This window comes from Robertkochia aurantiaca, from assembly GCF_020166495.1.
Taxonomy (GTDB): domain Bacteria; phylum Bacteroidota; class Bacteroidia; order Flavobacteriales; family Flavobacteriaceae; genus Robertkochia; species Robertkochia aurantiaca.
Genome location: NZ_JAINZS010000006.1, coordinates 483,281 through 500,613, shown reverse-complemented (window position 1 = coordinate 500,613; position 17,333 = coordinate 483,281). Strand labels below are relative to the sequence as shown.

Genomic DNA, 17,333 nt, shown 5'->3' with positions numbered 1-17,333 from the left:
TCTAGAATTCGTAGATCTTCAATCCGTCAATAAAAAGCAGCTTGGCACCGGCCAGGAGAATGACCAAAGCGGTAATGGTCTTCATTCCTTTTCGCGAAAACCCCTTCAGATTCATACGGGTTCCAAGCTGAGCCCCTAAGCCTGCTCCGATCGCTGCAAAAACTATAAGTAGCCAGGGTATATGCTGCAGCCCCTGAGTCAGGGTGACACCAAAACCCATAAGGGAATTGAGTAAAATAAAAATACTGCAGATCGCTGCCAGGGGAATCTTAAAGTCCCATCGCATATACATTAAAAGCCCCAGTAAGACCACGCCTCCACCTATACCGGTTAAACCGCTGAAGAATCCGATGACTCCCCCGATAAGAACCAGAAGCCAGGTAGGGTAGATCTTCGGTGATAACCTAACCGATTTTTTCTTATTTATCTGCACCAGTAAAAAGATGGAAACAGGAATAAGCACGGCACCCAGCAATACGAAATTCAGGGTCTCACTGACCCCTATTTTGCTTCCCATAAAAACCAGGGGTAAACTACCCAATATCAGGGGTAGCAATTTACGCATCTTGAGCTCTCCACGCCGGTAATAAAGTATGCCCGAACTGGCTGCGGCTATAGTATTTACAGCAAGTACAGCGGGACGAAGCGTGACCAGGCTCAGAAAAAAGAATGACATGATGGCCATATAGGCCGATGCTCCCGTCAAACCAAGTGAAGTATATAAAAATGCGACCAGAAAACACGTGGTCATGAGGACCAATTGCTGATCAAGTATCCATTCCATATTTTTTCAGCTTATTCATTCCACCATCCACATTAATGGCTTTCATATTCTTTTCCCGCTGTAAAAAGCTAACAGCCCTGGCACTCCTTACTCCACTGGCACAGATAACATAAACGGTCGCCTCAGTTGCCAAATCCAACTCACTTTTCTGTAAGGTATCCAGAGGAATATTTCTGCTCCCCTCAATATGGCCAGCCTCGTACTCATCAGGTTCCCGCACATCGATAAGTTTCATATTGCTGTTTGTTTTCAATAATTTTCTGAACGCTGCTGAGGAAACTGATTCTATCTCATCTCCCTTTGTTAAGGCTTGTTTTACAGCGCTTTTTTTGAGCCTGATAATTCGCTGTGTATGTTGAAGCGCATCAAACAGCAGTAGTTTACCATCGAGTAACCCATCAAGACCACAGAGAATCTTTACCGCCTCCATGGCCTGAAAGTTCCCTATGATACCGGGTAAAACTCCCAGCACCCCATTGGTATTGCAATCAGGAATCTCCAAAGGGGAAGGAGGTACCGGAAACACATCGCGATAGGTGATTCCTGAATGGTGATTAAAAACGCTTACCTGCCCCTCGAACCCTTGCAGTCCGGCATATACATAAGGCACACCCCTGGCCACACAACAATCATTGATGTCATACCTGGCCTGAAAATTATCAGTAGCATCTATCAGCAGATCATAATCATGGAGCAGGTTCTCCCCGTTAGAAAGATCAAATCTTTCTTTAATTACCTCAATAGTTGTTTCACTGTTCCTGGCTTGCAGAAATCGCGAGGCGCAATCTGCTTTGTATTTGCCCACATCAGCTTCTGAATACATCACCTGACGGTGGAGGTTACTCAGTTCCACAACATCGTCATCTACTATACCGAGGCATCCTGTTCCCATGGCGTTCAGGTATTGCAGTACCGGCACCCCAAGACCTCCGGCACCAACTACCAGCACCGAAGATGCCGACAGCTTCTTCTGCGCTTCCATCCCGAATCCCTTCAGTCGTATTTGCCGGTTGTAACGCTTCACCTGTGACCTATTATTTCCATCGCTTTTTGATACTCCTCTTCAGAATTGGCATTCATGAGCACCTTGTCAGAATATGGATGTATGATGTGGGTATTATTATTCAGCAGGAACTTTCGCGGACAACTTTTCTCTCCCTTGAGCAAGTAGGCTTCAGCTTCAGAAAAAGCTTCCGCCTCCCATATAGCAAAGAGAGGTTCGGGCAGTTCACTGCCTTTCAAAGCATAAGAGGTAGCAAAAAATGAACGATCCCTGGCCTGCAGCAATTCCTTCACCGACCGTTCATCGGCCAACGGAAGGTCACAGGCCAGTACGAACCAGGCTACTTCGGGAAATCTCTTATGGGCACTGAGCATTCCGTTCAACGGACCCCGGTAGGGTTGATCGTCTGTGATATACCGTTCATCTTTCTCCGATGAAGACCGAACGCTGATGAATGTGTGGTCACAAAACCGATCGAGCAACCCGAAGAGATATTCCTCCTGAGGCTGCCCGTGATAAGCGATCTTCGACTTATCACGCCCCATGCGACTGCTTTTTCCGCCCGAAAGGACTAAACCGTATACCCCTTTATTTCTCAATGTCATTCTTTCCTCCGTGTTTTGATCGTAATTCAATGTTTTCTATTCGTATGTCATGACTCAGGGCTTTGCACATGTCGTAGATGGTCAAAGCCGCAACATTTACACCGGTCAGAGCTTCCATTTCCACCCCGGTCTTTCCGAAACAACCTACGCGGCATTCAATTTTCAGGGCCGGAAACTCAGGTACGATATCGACCTGTATCTTATCCAGCATCAAGGGGTGACACATCGGTATGAGGTCAGCTGTCTTTTTTACTCCCTGTATACCCGCGATCACCGCGGTTTGTATGATGGCTCCTTTTTTTGAGGTAAACCCGTCTTTTTCCAGTTGCCTGAACACGGCTTCAGGAAAAATCACCAGCCCTGAAGCTGAAGCCCTGCGGGCTGTATCAGATTTGTGGCTTACATCAACCATCGAAGCATTACCCTTTTCATCTATATGTGAAAGTTTCTTATCTGACATCTTTATTTATTTATTGACTATCCTCCTATGGAGGTCATGGAATTATCAAACACCCCTTTGTAACGCTGCTGCTCCTCAAAACCGGTTTTCGAACGGGTATGAAGGGCTCCTCTTATATGACCTGCGATGCTTTGATCATCAGATCCGTCACGCAGTAACTGCCTGATGTTGATACGTGGTTTTCCATAGAGACAGGTGATCAGATCACCCGTAGCTGAAATACGCAACCTGTTACAACTGCCGCAAAAGGTACGGGAAAAGGAAGGGATAATCCCGAACGAGCCTTTAAAACCGGGAATACCATAATTCATAGCTGTCGAGGTGGCAGGCGCCGGGAGACGCTCATATTCCGGATAGGCCTGACTGATGTAAGAAAGAATTTCCTTATAGTTCCACCTGATGGTATCGAATTGCCTGGAGCCGCCATTAAATGGCATTTCTTCCAGGAAACGAACAGAGACATCGTAATTCCTGGTCAGTTCCAGCATAGGATATATCTGGTCGATATTCTGCCCATCGAGCACGATACAGTTGATCTTGACCTTAAATCCCATATCGAGCATCCGTAGCAGATTTTCATACACGGTGGCGAAGGTCTCACGGCGGGTGATCTTATTAAAAGTCTCCGCCTCTATGGCATCCATGCTCAGGTTGATATGATCGATACGCAACTCCTTAAGTAATGGCAGATGCCTGCCTATCAGGGTTCCATTGGTCGTTATCGATATCTCCTTAAGGTCTTTATTCTTACTCAGAGATTTCAACAATAACGGAAGATCCTTTCGCACAAATGGTTCTCCTCCCGTAATACGAATCTTATCGATCCCCTCTCTGACCATCATTTCAGAAGTTCTTATCAATTCAGAAATGCTCAGTAATTCGTTACTGCCCGAAAAATCGATTCCTTCAGAAGGCATGCAGTAATTACACCTGAGATTACATCGGTCTGTTACTGCCAGGCGGAGGTAATTGATCACTCTGTTATGATTATCTATCAGCATGAGGTGGTATTTATCTCATAAAGTTACGCAATTCGGCCACGGCAAAAGAAAGGCCGGGTCTTAATTATTTGTAAAGTTAAGAAATCAGCCTCCGCTTACCGGGGGTATCAGGGCTATTTCATCATTTTCAGTTAAAGGTGTTTCAGGCGAGGCATAATCGTTGTTAACTGCCACAGAGAGTGAACTCAGATTCTTCAAAGCAGGAAACCTCTCCTTTATAAGCGCCAGCAGATCTTTTACGGTAGTGGGTTTATCGGTTCCGAGCACTTCCGTATTTAAGCTGGATTGTCCGATGATTTCACGGGTGATTCCAAATAACAATATCTCCATAATCGATATTAACCTTTGATTTCCTTTTCACTTTGCTGCCTTAAAGCCTCGATAAAAGGCTGACTGGTCAGTCTTTTTCCTGTTGCCTTGTATACGGCATTAGCCACCGCTCCACCGGCAGGCGGCAGTGCAGGTTCCCCAAGTCCCGTGGGAGAAAGGTCATTTTTAACAAAATGGGAGACCACCTCGGGAGCTTCTTTCATACGAATAAGCCGATAGGTATCAAAATTTTTATACCCCGGGCGTCCCTTGTCAAAACTAAAGTCTCCGTACATGGCATGTCCTACACCATCGATCACTCCGCCTTCAACCTGGTTCCTGGCTCCCGTTGGATTCACAAGAATACCACAGTCAACCACACAGGTCACTTTTTTGACCACGGGCATATCGTTCTCCATCACAACGTCGGCAACCTCAGCCACATGGGTATTATGGCAATAATAGGCCACAAAACCCTGGTGTACCCCTTCTTTTTGCGTCCCCCAACCTGATTTTTCCACGGCCATTCTGATCACGTTCTGTAACCGCTCAGGTGAATATTCAATTTTTTCATCGGTGGTTCCCTTTACCTTTTCCAGCAGGTCCAGCCTTGTTTGAATGGGATCTGCCCCCATGATCTCAAACAGTTCATCGAAGAAGCTCTGCTCGGCAAATGCAAGAAAGTTGGTATACGGTGCTCTCCAGGCGCCTGTGGAAATATTACTTTGATAGTTTGCTACATCGACCTTATAGTTTGCGATGGCTCCCGCCGGAAAGAAATTAGGGATCAGGTTGTACATATTGCGGTTGATGGCGGCTTCCTTAAGATGGTAGCCCGTAATCTCCCCGTCTTTTACAGATGCGGCAATACGGTACTTGATCGCCGGTCGGTAAATACCGGCGGTCATATCGTCTTCCCTGGTATATATGAGTTTCACCGGTTTCCTGATCTTGTCGGCTATCTCGGCAACTTCCATAACAAAGTCACCATACAGCCGGCGACCGAAACCACCTCCCATTCGGGTCATATCGATAGTGATCGATTCTTCAGGGCGTTCCAGAAGCTTAGCTACTCCGCTACGCGTACCCTCCGGAGTCTGGATAGGTCCCACCAGGGTCACCTTATCATCGGTCACCTCCCCGAAAAAATTCATGGGTTCCATACAGTTATGAGGTAAGAAAGGAGAAGTATAAGTTCGTTCGATCACCTGATCAGCTTCTGCAAAAGCCTTCGAAATATCACCATCTTCCCTGAGGGTCTCGAAATCTGAACCGTCAAGCAGATCGCTTAAGAGCTGATCGTGATCACTGCTGCTTTCCATTTTTTCTCCATCTTTCCATTCTGCCTTCAGCATTCTTTTACCCTTTATGGCCGCCCATGTATTATTTGCGATCACCGCGACCTTATCACCAAATCGCACAACCTCCTGAACTCCGTTGACCGCCTTCGCCGCAGTATCGTCAAAGCTATCAAGGGTCTGTCCGAATGATGGTGGTCTTAGCACAGAGGCATACACCATCCCCTCTTTTTTATAATCGAGTCCGAACAAAGGTTTCCCTGTGATGATCTCATCTATATCTACGTTAATGGCATCATTACCGATAATCTTAAATTCTGATGGGTCTTTAAGAGATACATTGTCGGGCACTTCAAGCTGAGCCGCTTCCCGAACCACCTCCCCGTAATGCAGGCTTTCTCCCCCGGGCCCGGTAATAACTCCTTCTGAGGTGGAACATTCTGCCGGTTTCACTCCCCATCGGGCTGCCGCGGCATTGACCAGCATTTGCCGTGCCGTGGCTCCGGTTTCCCTGAGTGAATCCCAGCCAAACCTGATAGACTGGCTACCACCTGCCACCTGCCGGGTAAAATTATCGGTATCGAGTCCCGCCTGCTTGACAAACACATGATCCCATGGCACATCCAGCTCTTCAGCTATAATCATGGGCATGGCCGTTTTTACACCTTGACCGATCTCCGGGTTGGGTGAAAAAATGGTGACCATCCCGTTATCGGCGATTTGTATAAAGGCATTAAAGTCGTTGAAATTCAGATCGGCAATATTTACCGGAGGTTGCACATCGCTCTTGCAGGCTGTTAAAAAATTAAAGCCGATCAGCATTCCCCCTCCCGCCAGGGAAGACACCTTTAAAAACGATCTTCTGTCTATGGTTGATGATATACGTGTCATTTTTTTATGCTTTAGATTATGATCAGCTATTGGCTGCTTTCTGAACAGCTTTTACTATTCGGTTATATGTGGCACAGCGGCAAAGGTTACCATGCATGGCCTGTTTGATCTCAGCTTCGGAAGGATTCTGGTTGCGATCGAGCAAGGCTGAAGCGGTCATGATCTGACCTGCCTGGCAATATCCACACTGAGGTACATCGAGCTCCTTCCATGCCACCTGTACCGGATGATCTCCCTTTTCTGAAAGCCCTTCAATAGTGGTTATCTCCTGGTCTGTGACCTGTGAAATAGTAAGAATACAGCTGCGAACCGCTTCGCCATTGAGATGAATGGTACAGGCGCCGCATTGTGCTATCCCGCATCCGAATTTAGTCCCTACCAGGTCGAGCTGGTCTCTGAGCACCCAAAGTATTGGGGTGTCGGCATCGGCCTCCACCTGGTGGGTGGTGCCGTTTACTTTTAAAGAATAGGTTGGCATGATCTGATTATTTTTGACTTTTTCTAATAAATAACCCCTGAATTTACTTAAAAAATCCCCATCAGGCTGAGTTTTGATTTTTTTTAACAAGGTCTGCATGCATGTGAGAAACACATCATCAATCAAGAAAACACTTCAGGTCATTTGGCTTCAGTAAAAACAAAAACTCCTAATGCTGCCATATCTACAGGCATCGATTTATGGTCGGAGAAATAAAAAATGATCTTTAAAATTTTCACCCAAAGAAAGTTTTAAAGTGATGAGCAAGATTTCACTTTTGAAGAAAACTACCATTTCCCATACCTGAAACAACTCAATAATTATTATAAACTCAATCTTAGACCTACCTTTATAGGGTGCAAAATCTCTTTATCTGACAGAAAGTGACCTATCCTGCCACCCAAGGCAGTTCCCGTAAACGGTTAAAAGCAATCTATACGACACCCTTACTAAATAACAAATTATGAAAGTTCCTGATCCTTCGACGCAATACCCCCTTGAAGGTTATAAAAATCTTTGCTTCCTCAAGAACATAATAAAGAATCCCAATATCATTGTCGGTGATTACACCTACTATGATGATTTTGAAGACGTTCATAATTTTGAGCAAAATGTCAAATACCATTTTGACTTCATCGGTGACAAACTAATCATAGGGAAATTCTGCATGATCGCCTCGGGCGCCACTTTCATAATGAATGGTGGAAACCACCTTACCGATGCTATCTCGGCATACCCGTTCGCCATTTTTGGTGGTGCCTGGTCAAAGGCCATGGAAGGTAAATCCTACCCTTCAAAAGGAGATACCGTGGTTGGAAATGATGTATGGATCGGGCATAATGCTACCATCATGCCCGGTGTGAAGGTGGGAGATGGCGCCATTATCGCCACCAATGCCACGGTAACAAAAGACGTGCTTCCCTATAGCATCGTGGCGGGTAATCCTGCCAGAGAGATTAAAAAAAGGTTTGCCGAAGAACATATTGATAATTTGCTACGGCTTCGGTGGTGGGATTGGCCGATTGAAAAAATTACGGCCCATACCAACCTTCTTACCTCAGGAGATTTTTCCGCCCTTTCAGATCTTTAAAAATGAGGAAGGGCAGATTGGGGCTCTATCCAGGCAAAACTGCCTGAAATTCAGTAAGCTATTTTTTGTCACATCACCCCCTATTTGCGATCAGCGATTCTGAAAGTTCCTCCAGGGTTTTCCCTTTTGTCTCCGGCATCAGGTAATGCACATAAAGCAGTTGCAAAACCATCATAAAAGCAAAGAAGGCGAATACCGGACCCGCACCAATACTTGAGAAAAGCAGGGGCACCAGGGAGGGAATAACAGCTGCCAGCACCCAATGTGTCGAGCTTCCGAAAGCCTGACCAGCACTGCGAAGATGATTGGGGAAGATTTCTGAAATAAACACCCAGATCACCGCCCCTTGTCCTATTGCATGCGAAGCGATGAAAATGAACAGAAACACCGGCACCATAATACCTTCCCAATTTAAAAAGAATGCCAGGGACACAAGGGTCAGGGAAATGATATAACCAAATGACCCGTAGTACATCAACTTTTTTCGCCCGAGTCGGTCTATCAGGAAAACCCCCAAAAGCGTAAAGATCATATTGGTGAGTCCGATCCCGATACTGCTGAGCAGGGCGGTATTTTCCTGAAGTCCGGCTTCTCCGAAGATACGGGGCGCATAATAGAGAAATGCATTAATACCTGAAAACTGGTTGAAAAATGCGATCAGAAATACCAGTATCAGCGGATAGCGGTACTTTTTCATAAAAATATTCTCGCGGGTATGAGCATGTTTCCGCTCCTGAATTCGTATTTCCCTGAACACCTCCTCCGGATCATGATCGGGATCGATGCGGTATAACACCTTTCGCGCCTCAGACTCCATACCTTTCACGAACAACCATCGCGGACTTCGCGGTACCGTAAAAACCATAAGGAAGTAGATCAGAGCAGGAATTGCTTCCACCCCAACCATATATCGCCAGGCCTGTTCACCGATGTCTTTTAGCAGGTAATTCGAGATATAAGCCATCAATATTCCGAAAACAATATTGAACTGGTACAGAGCCACCAGTCTCCCGCGATCTTTGGCAGGGGCTATCTCAGAGACATAGGCGGGTGCTGCGATGGTCGAAGCTCCCACCCCAAGACCTCCCAAAAAACGGAAGGCAGCAAAAACATAGGGGTCACCTGCCATGGCTGAACCCAGGGCCGATACGAAATAAAAAACCCCTATCCAGATCAAGGTGGTTTTTCTTCCCAGACGGTCTGCAGGCCAACCGCCGAAGATGGCACCTATCACCGTGCCCCAGAGGGCCATTCCCATCACCACTATCCCGTGAAAAGCATCTGAAGAATTCCAAAGCGACTGTAGTTTTTCATCAGCTCCGGAGATTACTACTGTATCAAACCCAAAAAGAAACCCGGCCAGGGCTACCGTTACAGACCAAAGTAAAAGTTTATTCATCGCCCCAGATTCGGTTAATCAAATTGATTCTTAAATCATGTATCTCTCCGCTTTCTACCCTGAGATCAGAAAACGGTACATTCGGAAACATTTGCTCGGTCATCATAAACCTGCCACCGTCGATAAACAATTCAACCGAAGACCAGTCGCTTACCAGCCTGATCTCTGTAGTATCCTGCAAAACGGGCATTGGCATGGAATGAGGCGTTTGGGCAAACTGCTCATCAAAGTCAGCATTTCCACTCTGCGACCGGTCGATGAGAAATTCCTTCCTGCTGCGGTCAAACTCAAATACCATCCTTTCATTTTGATCATTTACAAGTGCAAAACGAAGATGATCAGAGGTAGTCGAAAAGCGAAGATCGAACAGGGCTCCGTTTATGTTCACCAGGGTATCTGAAACAGGGCCCGGGATGTTACGGCCATCATCCTTATACAGATCCGATAAATTATCAACCGGGTTACCTTTCAGCAGATAGGTGTCTGCCGGTCTCTCGAGGCTCAGTTCCCTCGGAAGGGTCATAGCGCTTCTCCAAGGCTGTGTCGGAGTTTTCTGCGCATAGTTCCAGTTACTCATCCAACCGATAAATATGCGTTTCCCATCCGGAGTATGGTTATATGTAACACCTGCATAATTATCGGCACCGTGGTCTACCCACTTTATATCCTGCTGCTCTGAAGTGAAGGCGGTACCATCAAAATCTCCCACGAAATACTGGGTCGCAGAACCGCCGTTAGGACCGCCCGGATTGATACTGATAAGCAACACCCACTTTGTTTCCCCCGAAGGCTCAACCTTGAGCGGGAAAAGATCCGGACATTCCCATACTCCACCATGGGCACCTCGGTCTTTTCCGAATTCACTTAAAAAGTTCCATGAGATAAGATCATCTGAGTTATAGATCATCAGCCGGTCACCGGCCACCAAAAGCATGATCCATTTTTCAGTTTCGTCGTGCCAGAAGACCTTGGGATCCCTGAAGTCCCGAATCCCTTCATTCCCGATCACCGGATTTCCTTCATATTTTTCCCAGCTTTCACCTCCATCGACACTATAGGCTATTCCCTGTGTTTGATGGTCGTTAGATCCCGTTTTTTCCTTTTCAGGATCGTGATATGTAAAAACAGCAACCAATGGCGGGTTATCTGCAGTACCCAGACCAGACGTATTATCCTTATCATAAACCGCTGAACCGCTGAAAATATATCCCAGCTCATCAGGGTAAAGGGAAACGGGTTTGTGTTCCCAGTGAAGGAGATCTTTGCTTACCGCATGCCCCCAGTGCATGGGGCCCCAGACGATATCTTCAGGATAATACTGGTAAAACAGATGGTAGACGCCATCATGATAAACAAGACCGTTGGGATCATTCATCCAGTTTTCGTCTGGAGAAAAATGAAATTGGGGTCGATGGGATTCTTTATACATACTTGTTCCGGTTTCTTCATCAGTCTGCCTATCCTGCTTTTGTTCTTCTGCGCAGGAAAGCAACAGTAAAAGCAGGCATAATATACTATATCTCATATAATAAGTGTAAGAATTTCATTTGATGAGGAAAAACAAGAATACCATCACCCTTTAAAGGCGCCGGTGGTCGTGACTTCTCCGGGAAGATATTTCTTCTTATACCGCTGAAAAATTCCTGTTTTCATGAATTGCAGCAGCCTTATTAATACCGTAACTTTGACCTTGTTTTCTTTCGAATTTCATTATATTCTATTTTTTCTGTCAAGAATTCCCTTTCGATTCGTCAAACAGTTTAGGCAGCATGAATTTAGAAAGAATTAAATACTTTAACATCAATCTCATGGAAAAAACATATTACAACCCTTCAGACCTGAGAAAATTTAAAAATATAACAGAATGGAGCGAAGAACTCGGTGAAAAGTTCTTTGAATATTACGGAAAGGTCTTTGAAGAGGGTGCACTCTCTGCCCGGGAAAAATCGCTTATTGCTCTGGCCGTATCACATGTGGTTCAATGCCCTTACTGCATCGATGCCTACACTCAGGACGGACTGCAACGCGGCATCAACAGGGAGGAAATGATGGAAGCGGTGCACGTGGGTGCTGCCATTCAAAGCGGCGCTACCCTGGTACACGGGGTACAGATGATGAATAAGTATAACAAGCTCTCGATGTAAACGGAGCCTGAAATCACTTTATGAAAATTCAATCTTTAAAAAAACGCAATAGCGACCTTTCCCAGTCCGAAAGACAGTTGCAGATACTCTCAAATGGTCTTTTTGCAGATGGGGAGCTGCCTACCTTTAAAGAAAGACTGGAGCGTGCTGGCAAGGCTCCGTTAACCCCGGGAAAGCTTGAGATATTACAGGTGAATGTAGGCTACATGTGCAACCAGGTTTGTGCGCATTGTCATGTTGATGCCGGACCGGACCGAAAAGAGATCATGACCAGAGACACGATGAAGGAGATCTTAAGCGTTATTGAAAAGACGGGGGCCCATACCCTGGATCTTACAGGCGGCGCTCCTGAAATGAACCCTGATTTTCGCTGGTTCGTCGAAGAGGCATCAAAAGTCGGGATATCAGATTTTATCGTTCGCAGCAACCTGACCATCATCAAAGCAAATAAGAAGTATGCAGACCTGCCGGAGTTCTTCAAAAAACACGGCATACATGTGGTATCTTCCATGCCGCACTGGACACGCGGTAAAACAGACAAACAACGCGGCGACGGAGTCTTCGATAAATCGATACAGGCCCTGAAAGACCTCAACGCCGTGGGCTACGGCATGCCGGGAAGTGGTTTGAAACTCGACCTGGTGTATAACCCTTCGGGAGCATTCCTGCCGGGAAATCAGGCGTCTCTGGAAAAAGAATTCAAAAAGGCCTTACTGGAAGACTTCGGGATTCATTTTCACGAACTTTTTGCCATAACCAATCTGCCGATTTCCCGATTTCTGGATTACCTGATCGCTTCAGAGAACTACGAAGATTATATGTACAATCTTGTCGACGCTTTTAATCCGGCTGCGGTAGATAATGTAATGTGCACCAACACCCTTTCGGTTAGCTGGGACGGCTGGCTGTATGACTGTGACTTCAACCAGATGCTGGAGATGAAGGTTCAAAGTGCGGTACAGCACATAAGTGACTTCAATATGGAAATTCTGCAAAACAGAAAGATCGCCATCTGCCAACATTGTTATGGCTGTACAGCCGGAGCGGGAAGCAGTTGCCAGGGATCGGTCGCCTAAATCGCTGATCATGAAAGACCGCCTGTTACTTATCTTTATCAGAAACCCGGAAATGGGAAAGGTGAAGACCCGTCTCGCCCGGAGTATCGGCAAGGAACGGGCACTTGAGGTGTACCTGGAATTACTTCGCCATACCCGTGAGGTAAGCCTCAAAATAAACTGTGACCGCCAATTGTATTATTCTGAATATATCGATCATCATGATCAGTGGCCGGAAGAGCAGTTTAAAAAAAAGCTCCAAAAGGGCGAAGACCTGGGAGAACGCATGAAAAGAGCCTTTGAAGAAGCCTTCAGTGAAGGTTACAAACAGATAATCATCATCGGCAGTGACCTCATCGATCTTTGCGTTAAAGACCTTGAATCGGCATTTTCAAAACTTGACCGACATGAGCTGGTAATTGGACCGGCTGCCGATGGCGGTTATTACCTGATTGGGATGAAGAAAAATCACGATGAACTTTTCGAAGATAAACCCTGGGGAACTTCAGAGGTTCTCAAAAAAACACTTGAAAGTCTTGCCAAAGAAGACGTAGCTTTGTTAAGAGAGCTCAATGATATCGATACCCTCGATGACCTGGAGAACTCACCTGCAGGTGCAGCTTTATTAAACTGAAAAGAAAATGGACAAACGACATTTAGAAGAAACCAAGGAATACCTTCAAAAGAGAGGATTCGAAGATCCTGAGATCGGGATTGTTCTGGGAAGCGGACTGGGCAAACTGGTCGATAAAATAGAAGACCAGGTCATTGCTCATTACAACCAAATCCCCTTTTTCCCACTGGCTACGGTAGAATTTCATTCTGGAAAACTCATTTACGGGAATCTCTGCGGGAAAAAAGTGGTGGTGATGCAGGGCCGTTTCCATCATTATGAAGGTTATGATTTCGTTGATATTACCTACCCCATAAGGGCCATGCATCAGTTGGGAATAAAAAAATTGCTCATCTCCAACGCGGCCGGGGCAATAAACCTGGATTATAAGATGGGAGAGCTCATGCTGATCGAAGATCACATCAACCTGCAGGGCGGATCTCCGCTGGCTTTCAAGGAAGTATCTGCCTTCGGCGAAAGATTCGTTGATATGAGTAATCCGTATGACACAGAGCTGCGTGAACAGGCTCGCAGCATCGCAGAAAAACATGACCTCCCCTTAAATGAAGGGGTCTATGCCGCCGTTGTCGGTCCGCAACTGGAAACCAGGGCTGAATATCGCTACCTGAAGATCATCGGCGCTGATGCTGTAGGTATGAGCACCGTACCTGAAGTGATCGTTGCCAACCATCTTAAATTACCTGTACTGGCTGTCTCGGTACTAACCGATGAATGCGACCCTGACAACCTGAAACCTGTTGATGTAGAGGAAATCCTCAAAGTGGCAGGAGAAGCCGAACCAAAAATGATCACCCTGTTTACCGAACTGATAAAATTAAGCTGATGAGTTATCTTGAAACGACCCGAAACGTATATAAAGATGCTGCCCTGACTCCTGACGTTGGCTTGTGTTGCACGACCAATCCCATCTGGGAGCTTCCCGGATTAAAAATTCCGCGCATTATGCAGGAGATGAATTACGGCTGCGGAAGCACCGTAAATGCGCGCGATCTTGTCAACAATCCCAAAATACTCTATGTAGGAGTGGGAGGAGGCATGGAATTATTACAATTCGCCTATTTTTCCCGTCAAAAAGAGGGGGTGATCGGAGTGGATGCCGTTGAGGAAATGCTGGAAGCCTCCTCCCGAAATTTTGAGGAAGCTGAGACTCAAAACCCCTGGTTCGACAGGTCTTTCGTATCCCTGAAAAAAGGAGACGCACTTGATCTCCCAGTTGAAGATAACAGTATCGATGTTGCCGCTCAGAATTGCCTCTTTAATATATTTAAAACCGAAGACCTGCAGCAAGCCATTGCTGAAATGTACCGGGTGTTAAAACCTCACGGCAGGCTGGTAATGAGCGATCCGACCTGTGAGCAGCCCATAGGCGAAAACCTGAGAAATGATGAAAGATTACGGGCCTTGTGCCTGAGCGGAAGTCTTCCTATCAACGAATATGTTCGCATGCTGACCGATGCAGGCTTTGGCACCATCGAGATCAGAGCCAGAAGGCCTTACCGTATCCTGGCTCCCGGGCAGTATGAAACCGATGAACTCATCTTCATCGAATCGGTAGAGGTCTGTGCAATCAAAGACCCCATGCCTGAAGACGGCCCCTGTGTTTTTACGGGTAAAACAGCCATCTATTACGGCACAGAAGAATACTTTGATGACAGAAAGGGGCATGTACTGATGCCTAACCAGCCGCTTGCCGTTTGTGATAAAACAGCAGCTGCTCTGAAAAGCCTGAACCGGAATGATATTTTTATCTCTGAATCTACCTGGCATTACGATGGTGGCGGCTGCTGCTGATTGTAAGACTTTTAGCTTCAGCACGACATAAGCATATATGAATAAATACTGGGACATCATACAGGAATCTTATTCAGGTTATTTCAATTACCTGCTGTCTGAGATCACCCGCTTCCATTGGGAAAATTATTTTTACGGCCTGATCGGAATTTCTCTGGTCGTATGGCTGCTGGAATACTTATTCCCATGGAGAAAGAACCAGCCGCTGTTCAGAAAAGACTTCTTCCTGGACACCTTTTATATGTTCTTTAATTTCTTTCTGCTGAACCTGATCGTACTGATCATGCTTTCTAATACCGCAGCTGAATTGTTCAACGACCTGCTTTCGGTTGCAGGACTTCAGCTGTCAGATTTTCAGCTGGTAGATATCGATGCCTTACCATGGCCTCTTGCTCTACTGGTCTTTTTTCTGGTTTCAGATTTCGTACAGTGGAATACACACAGGCTCCTTCACCGGGTTCCTTTTCTCTGGAACTTTCACAAGGTACATCACTCGGTCAAGGAAATGGGTTTTGCCGCTCACCTGAGGTATCACTGGATGGAACCGGTGGTATATAAATCCATGCTTTATATTCCTCTGGCAGTCATCGGAGGCCTTGATGCCGCCGATGTGGCAGCCGTTCACTTTTTCGCCATCGCCGTAGGACATCTGAATCATGCCAACCTGGGTTGGGATTACGGGCCTTTTAAATATGTGCTGAACAACCCGAAAATGCATATCTGGCACCATAGTAAAAGCATGCCAAACCGTTATGGGGTGAATTTCGGAATTTCCCTGAGCCTGTGGGACTACATTTTCAAAACCGACTATGTGCCACACAGCGGCAGGGATATCGAACTCGGCTTTGAAGGTGACGAAGACTTCCCGGGTGACTTCATCGAACAGGAATTATACCCGCTTTCCCTTCCGAAGAAAAAAAAGAAACTCGCCAAGACATGAGAAGCTTTGTACTCATCATGGTGTGCATAACCACTATTCAGTCGGTCATTGCTCAAAAACCCGATTACCAGGTCTGGAATGATTTTCTTGAAAACCATGTTGATGCAGAAGGATGGGTTGATTACAAAAGCATCAGTAACAATAAGGATGAACTGAAGGTCGTTCTGAACATGTTGGTCAAAAACCAGCCCCTGGATGACTGGAGTCAGGATGAACGAAAAGCATACTGGATCAATGCTTATAATGCCTATACCATAAAGCTTATTATCGACCATTATCCGCTGGAGAGCATCAGAGATATAAACGGTCCGTGGCAAAAAGATTTCATTCCATGGGATGGGGATCTCATCGACCTCGACCATATCGAACATGATATTCTGAGAAAAACCGGTGACCCACGCATACATTTCGCTATCAATTGCGCTTCGGTCTCCTGCCCTAAGTTGCTGAACCGGGCATATATTCCTGAATTACTTGACGAACAATTAGACCAGGTAACAGCCGGTTTTATCAATAATACCGAAAAGAACGAGCTGGGAAATGACAGGATCAGACTTTCAAAAATCTTCCGCTGGTACCGTCAGGACTTCACAGAAGGTGAAGAACTGATCGATTTTCTGAATCGTTATGCAGCTCAAAAGGTCGAACCCGGCACAGCTGTCACTTTCATGGATTATAATTGGGCACTGAATGAAAGATAAGCTCAGTATCATTATTCCGGTCTTTAATGAGGAAGACATCCTGAGAGAGAGAATATCTGACCTTTTTCATAAGGCCGACCCTGAATTCACCCATGAGATCATTCTGGTAGACGGTGGTAGTTCAGACAACACTCTCAATGTTGTAAACTCCCTGAGCAAGCTCAATTCTATCGGTTTTAAGGTATTGAAAGGAGAGAAAGGAAGAGCAAAACAACTCAATACAGGCGCTGCTGCAGCCGAAAGCGATATACTTTATTTCCTGCATATCGACTCGATACCCCCTTCCGGCTTTGACCGGCATATTTACCAAGCTGTCAAAAACAATGCGGTAGGCGGATGCTTCAGAATGCGTTTTGACCACGATCACATTCTACTAAGGGTTTCACAATGGTTCACCAGGATCAATCTTCCTGTTTGTCGTGGGGGTGATCAGTCACTTTTTATCACCAAAGCAGCTTTTGATGATCTCAATGGTTTTGACGAAGCGTTTAAAATCTATGAAGATTGTGACCTCATCAATCGATTCTACCAATGCTATCCCTTTACTATCATACCCGAAACGATTATTACCTCTGCCAGAAAATATCGGGAAAACGGCTTTTGGAAACTGCAGTACCATTACCTGGTTATTCATCTGAAAAACCGCCGGAGGGCCAGCCCGCAACAATTGCTCGAGTATTACCGCAAAAATATCGTTTCACCCCGGTAAGCGGGTTATCTAAAAGCAAAATGGTTATATTTGAAAAAAGA

19 protein-coding genes are annotated in these 17,333 nt (G+C 45.9%); 9 read left to right on the top strand and 10 right to left on the bottom strand.

The features are described from left to right. Nucleotide 1: 1 nt before the first annotated feature. The 8 genes from K7R10_RS13350 to K7R10_RS13315 form a co-directional block, all read right to left on the bottom strand. Entirely contained in the window at nt 2-784 is a 783-nt protein-coding gene (locus tag K7R10_RS13350; protein WP_224485220.1) for a sulfite exporter TauE/SafE family protein, read from the bottom strand. Then, nucleotides 768-1,808, bottom strand: coding sequence for a ThiF family adenylyltransferase (locus K7R10_RS15360; RefSeq protein ID WP_224485219.1), 1,041 nt, complete (start codon nt 1,806-1,808; stop codon nt 768-770). The genes K7R10_RS13350 and K7R10_RS15360 overlap by 17 nt, the downstream gene beginning before the upstream one ends. Beyond that, complete coding sequence (gene mobA / locus K7R10_RS13340) at nt 1,805-2,392, bottom strand: molybdenum cofactor guanylyltransferase (protein ID WP_224485218.1); 588 nt, start codon at nt 2,390-2,392, stop codon at nt 1,805-1,807. The genes K7R10_RS15360 and mobA overlap by 4 nt, the downstream gene beginning before the upstream one ends. Continuing rightward, entirely contained in the window at nt 2,376-2,852 is a 477-nt protein-coding gene (gene moaC, locus K7R10_RS13335; protein ID WP_224485217.1) for a cyclic pyranopterin monophosphate synthase MoaC, read from the bottom strand. The genes mobA and moaC overlap by 17 nt, the downstream gene beginning before the upstream one ends. A gap of 17 nt (nt 2,853-2,869) precedes the next feature. After that, on the bottom strand, nt 2,870-3,853 hold the full coding sequence (gene moaA, locus K7R10_RS13330; RefSeq protein WP_224485216.1) for a GTP 3',8-cyclase MoaA: 984 nt from the start codon (nt 3,851-3,853) through the stop codon (nt 2,870-2,872). An 84-nt stretch (nt 3,854-3,937) separates the two neighbouring features. Continuing rightward, a complete protein-coding gene (gene moaD / locus K7R10_RS13325) occupies nt 3,938-4,183 on the bottom strand; it encodes a molybdopterin converting factor subunit 1 (RefSeq protein ID WP_224485215.1) in 246 nt (81 codons plus the stop codon). A gap of 8 nt (nt 4,184-4,191) precedes the next feature. After that, nucleotides 4,192-6,351 (bottom strand): xanthine dehydrogenase family protein molybdopterin-binding subunit, encoded by a 2,160-nt coding sequence (locus K7R10_RS13320; RefSeq protein ID WP_224485214.1) that lies wholly within the window; start codon nt 6,349-6,351, stop codon nt 4,192-4,194. Nucleotides 6,352-6,373: 22 nt separating this feature from the next. Continuing rightward, nucleotides 6,374-6,829, bottom strand: coding sequence for a (2Fe-2S)-binding protein (locus K7R10_RS13315; protein WP_224485213.1), 456 nt, complete (start codon nt 6,827-6,829; stop codon nt 6,374-6,376). 463 nt (nt 6,830-7,292) lie between these two features. On the opposite strand from K7R10_RS13315, the gene K7R10_RS13310 reads away from it, so the two are divergent. Continuing rightward, the gene (locus K7R10_RS13310) at nt 7,293-7,919 is read left to right on the top strand and encodes a CatB-related O-acetyltransferase (protein ID WP_224485212.1); all 627 of its coding nucleotides are present in this window, start codon (nt 7,293-7,295) and stop codon (nt 7,917-7,919) included. 73 nt (nt 7,920-7,992) lie between these two features. On the opposite strand, the gene K7R10_RS13305 is transcribed toward K7R10_RS13310, so the two are convergent. Next, on the bottom strand, nt 7,993-9,318 hold the full coding sequence (locus K7R10_RS13305; RefSeq protein ID WP_224485211.1) for a sugar porter family MFS transporter: 1,326 nt from the start codon (nt 9,316-9,318) through the stop codon (nt 7,993-7,995). Beyond that, the gene (locus K7R10_RS13300) at nt 9,311-10,843 is read right to left on the bottom strand and encodes a glycoside hydrolase family 32 protein (RefSeq protein ID WP_224485210.1); all 1,533 of its coding nucleotides are present in this window, start codon (nt 10,841-10,843) and stop codon (nt 9,311-9,313) included. Before K7R10_RS13300 ends, K7R10_RS13305 begins: the two co-directional genes overlap by 8 nt. A gap of 283 nt (nt 10,844-11,126) precedes the next feature. On the opposite strand from K7R10_RS13300, the gene K7R10_RS13295 reads away from it, so the two are divergent. From K7R10_RS13295 to K7R10_RS13260, 8 genes are read left to right on the top strand one after another with little or no spacing between them, the layout of a single operon-like run. Beyond that, nucleotides 11,127-11,462 carry an arsenosugar biosynthesis-associated peroxidase-like protein gene (locus K7R10_RS13295; protein WP_224485209.1) on the top strand — a complete coding sequence of 112 codons (336 nt, stop codon included), beginning with the start codon at nt 11,127-11,129 and terminating at the stop codon, nt 11,460-11,462. 20 nt (nt 11,463-11,482) lie between these two features. Next, a complete protein-coding gene (gene arsS / locus K7R10_RS13290) occupies nt 11,483-12,538 on the top strand; it encodes an arsenosugar biosynthesis radical SAM (seleno)protein ArsS (RefSeq protein WP_224485208.1) in 1,056 nt (351 codons plus the stop codon). After that, nucleotides 12,489-13,151 (top strand): TIGR04282 family arsenosugar biosynthesis glycosyltransferase, encoded by a 663-nt coding sequence (locus tag K7R10_RS13285; RefSeq protein ID WP_224485207.1) that lies wholly within the window; start codon nt 12,489-12,491, stop codon nt 13,149-13,151. Before arsS ends, K7R10_RS13285 begins: the two co-directional genes overlap by 50 nt. Nucleotides 13,152-13,158: 7 nt before the next feature. Then, entirely contained in the window at nt 13,159-13,974 is an 816-nt protein-coding gene (locus K7R10_RS13280) for a purine-nucleoside phosphorylase (protein WP_224485206.1), read from the top strand. Beyond that, nucleotides 13,974-14,942: an arsenosugar biosynthesis arsenite methyltransferase ArsM gene (gene arsM / locus K7R10_RS13275; protein WP_224485205.1), complete on the top strand. Its 969-nt coding sequence runs from the start codon at nt 13,974-13,976 to the stop codon at nt 14,940-14,942. The genes K7R10_RS13280 and arsM overlap by 1 nt, the downstream gene beginning before the upstream one ends. A gap of 37 nt (nt 14,943-14,979) precedes the next feature. Further along, nucleotides 14,980-15,882: a sterol desaturase family protein gene (locus tag K7R10_RS13270; RefSeq protein ID WP_224485204.1), complete on the top strand. Its 903-nt coding sequence runs from the start codon at nt 14,980-14,982 to the stop codon at nt 15,880-15,882. Next, nucleotides 15,879-16,583, top strand: a complete 705-nt coding sequence (locus K7R10_RS13265; RefSeq protein ID WP_224485203.1) for a DUF547 domain-containing protein — start codon at nt 15,879-15,881, stop codon at nt 16,581-16,583. Before K7R10_RS13270 ends, K7R10_RS13265 begins: the two co-directional genes overlap by 4 nt. Next, the gene (locus K7R10_RS13260; protein ID WP_224485202.1) at nt 16,573-17,292 is read left to right on the top strand and encodes a TIGR04283 family arsenosugar biosynthesis glycosyltransferase; all 720 of its coding nucleotides are present in this window, start codon (nt 16,573-16,575) and stop codon (nt 17,290-17,292) included. Before K7R10_RS13265 ends, K7R10_RS13260 begins: the two co-directional genes overlap by 11 nt. Nucleotides 17,293-17,333: the final 41 nt, after the last annotated feature.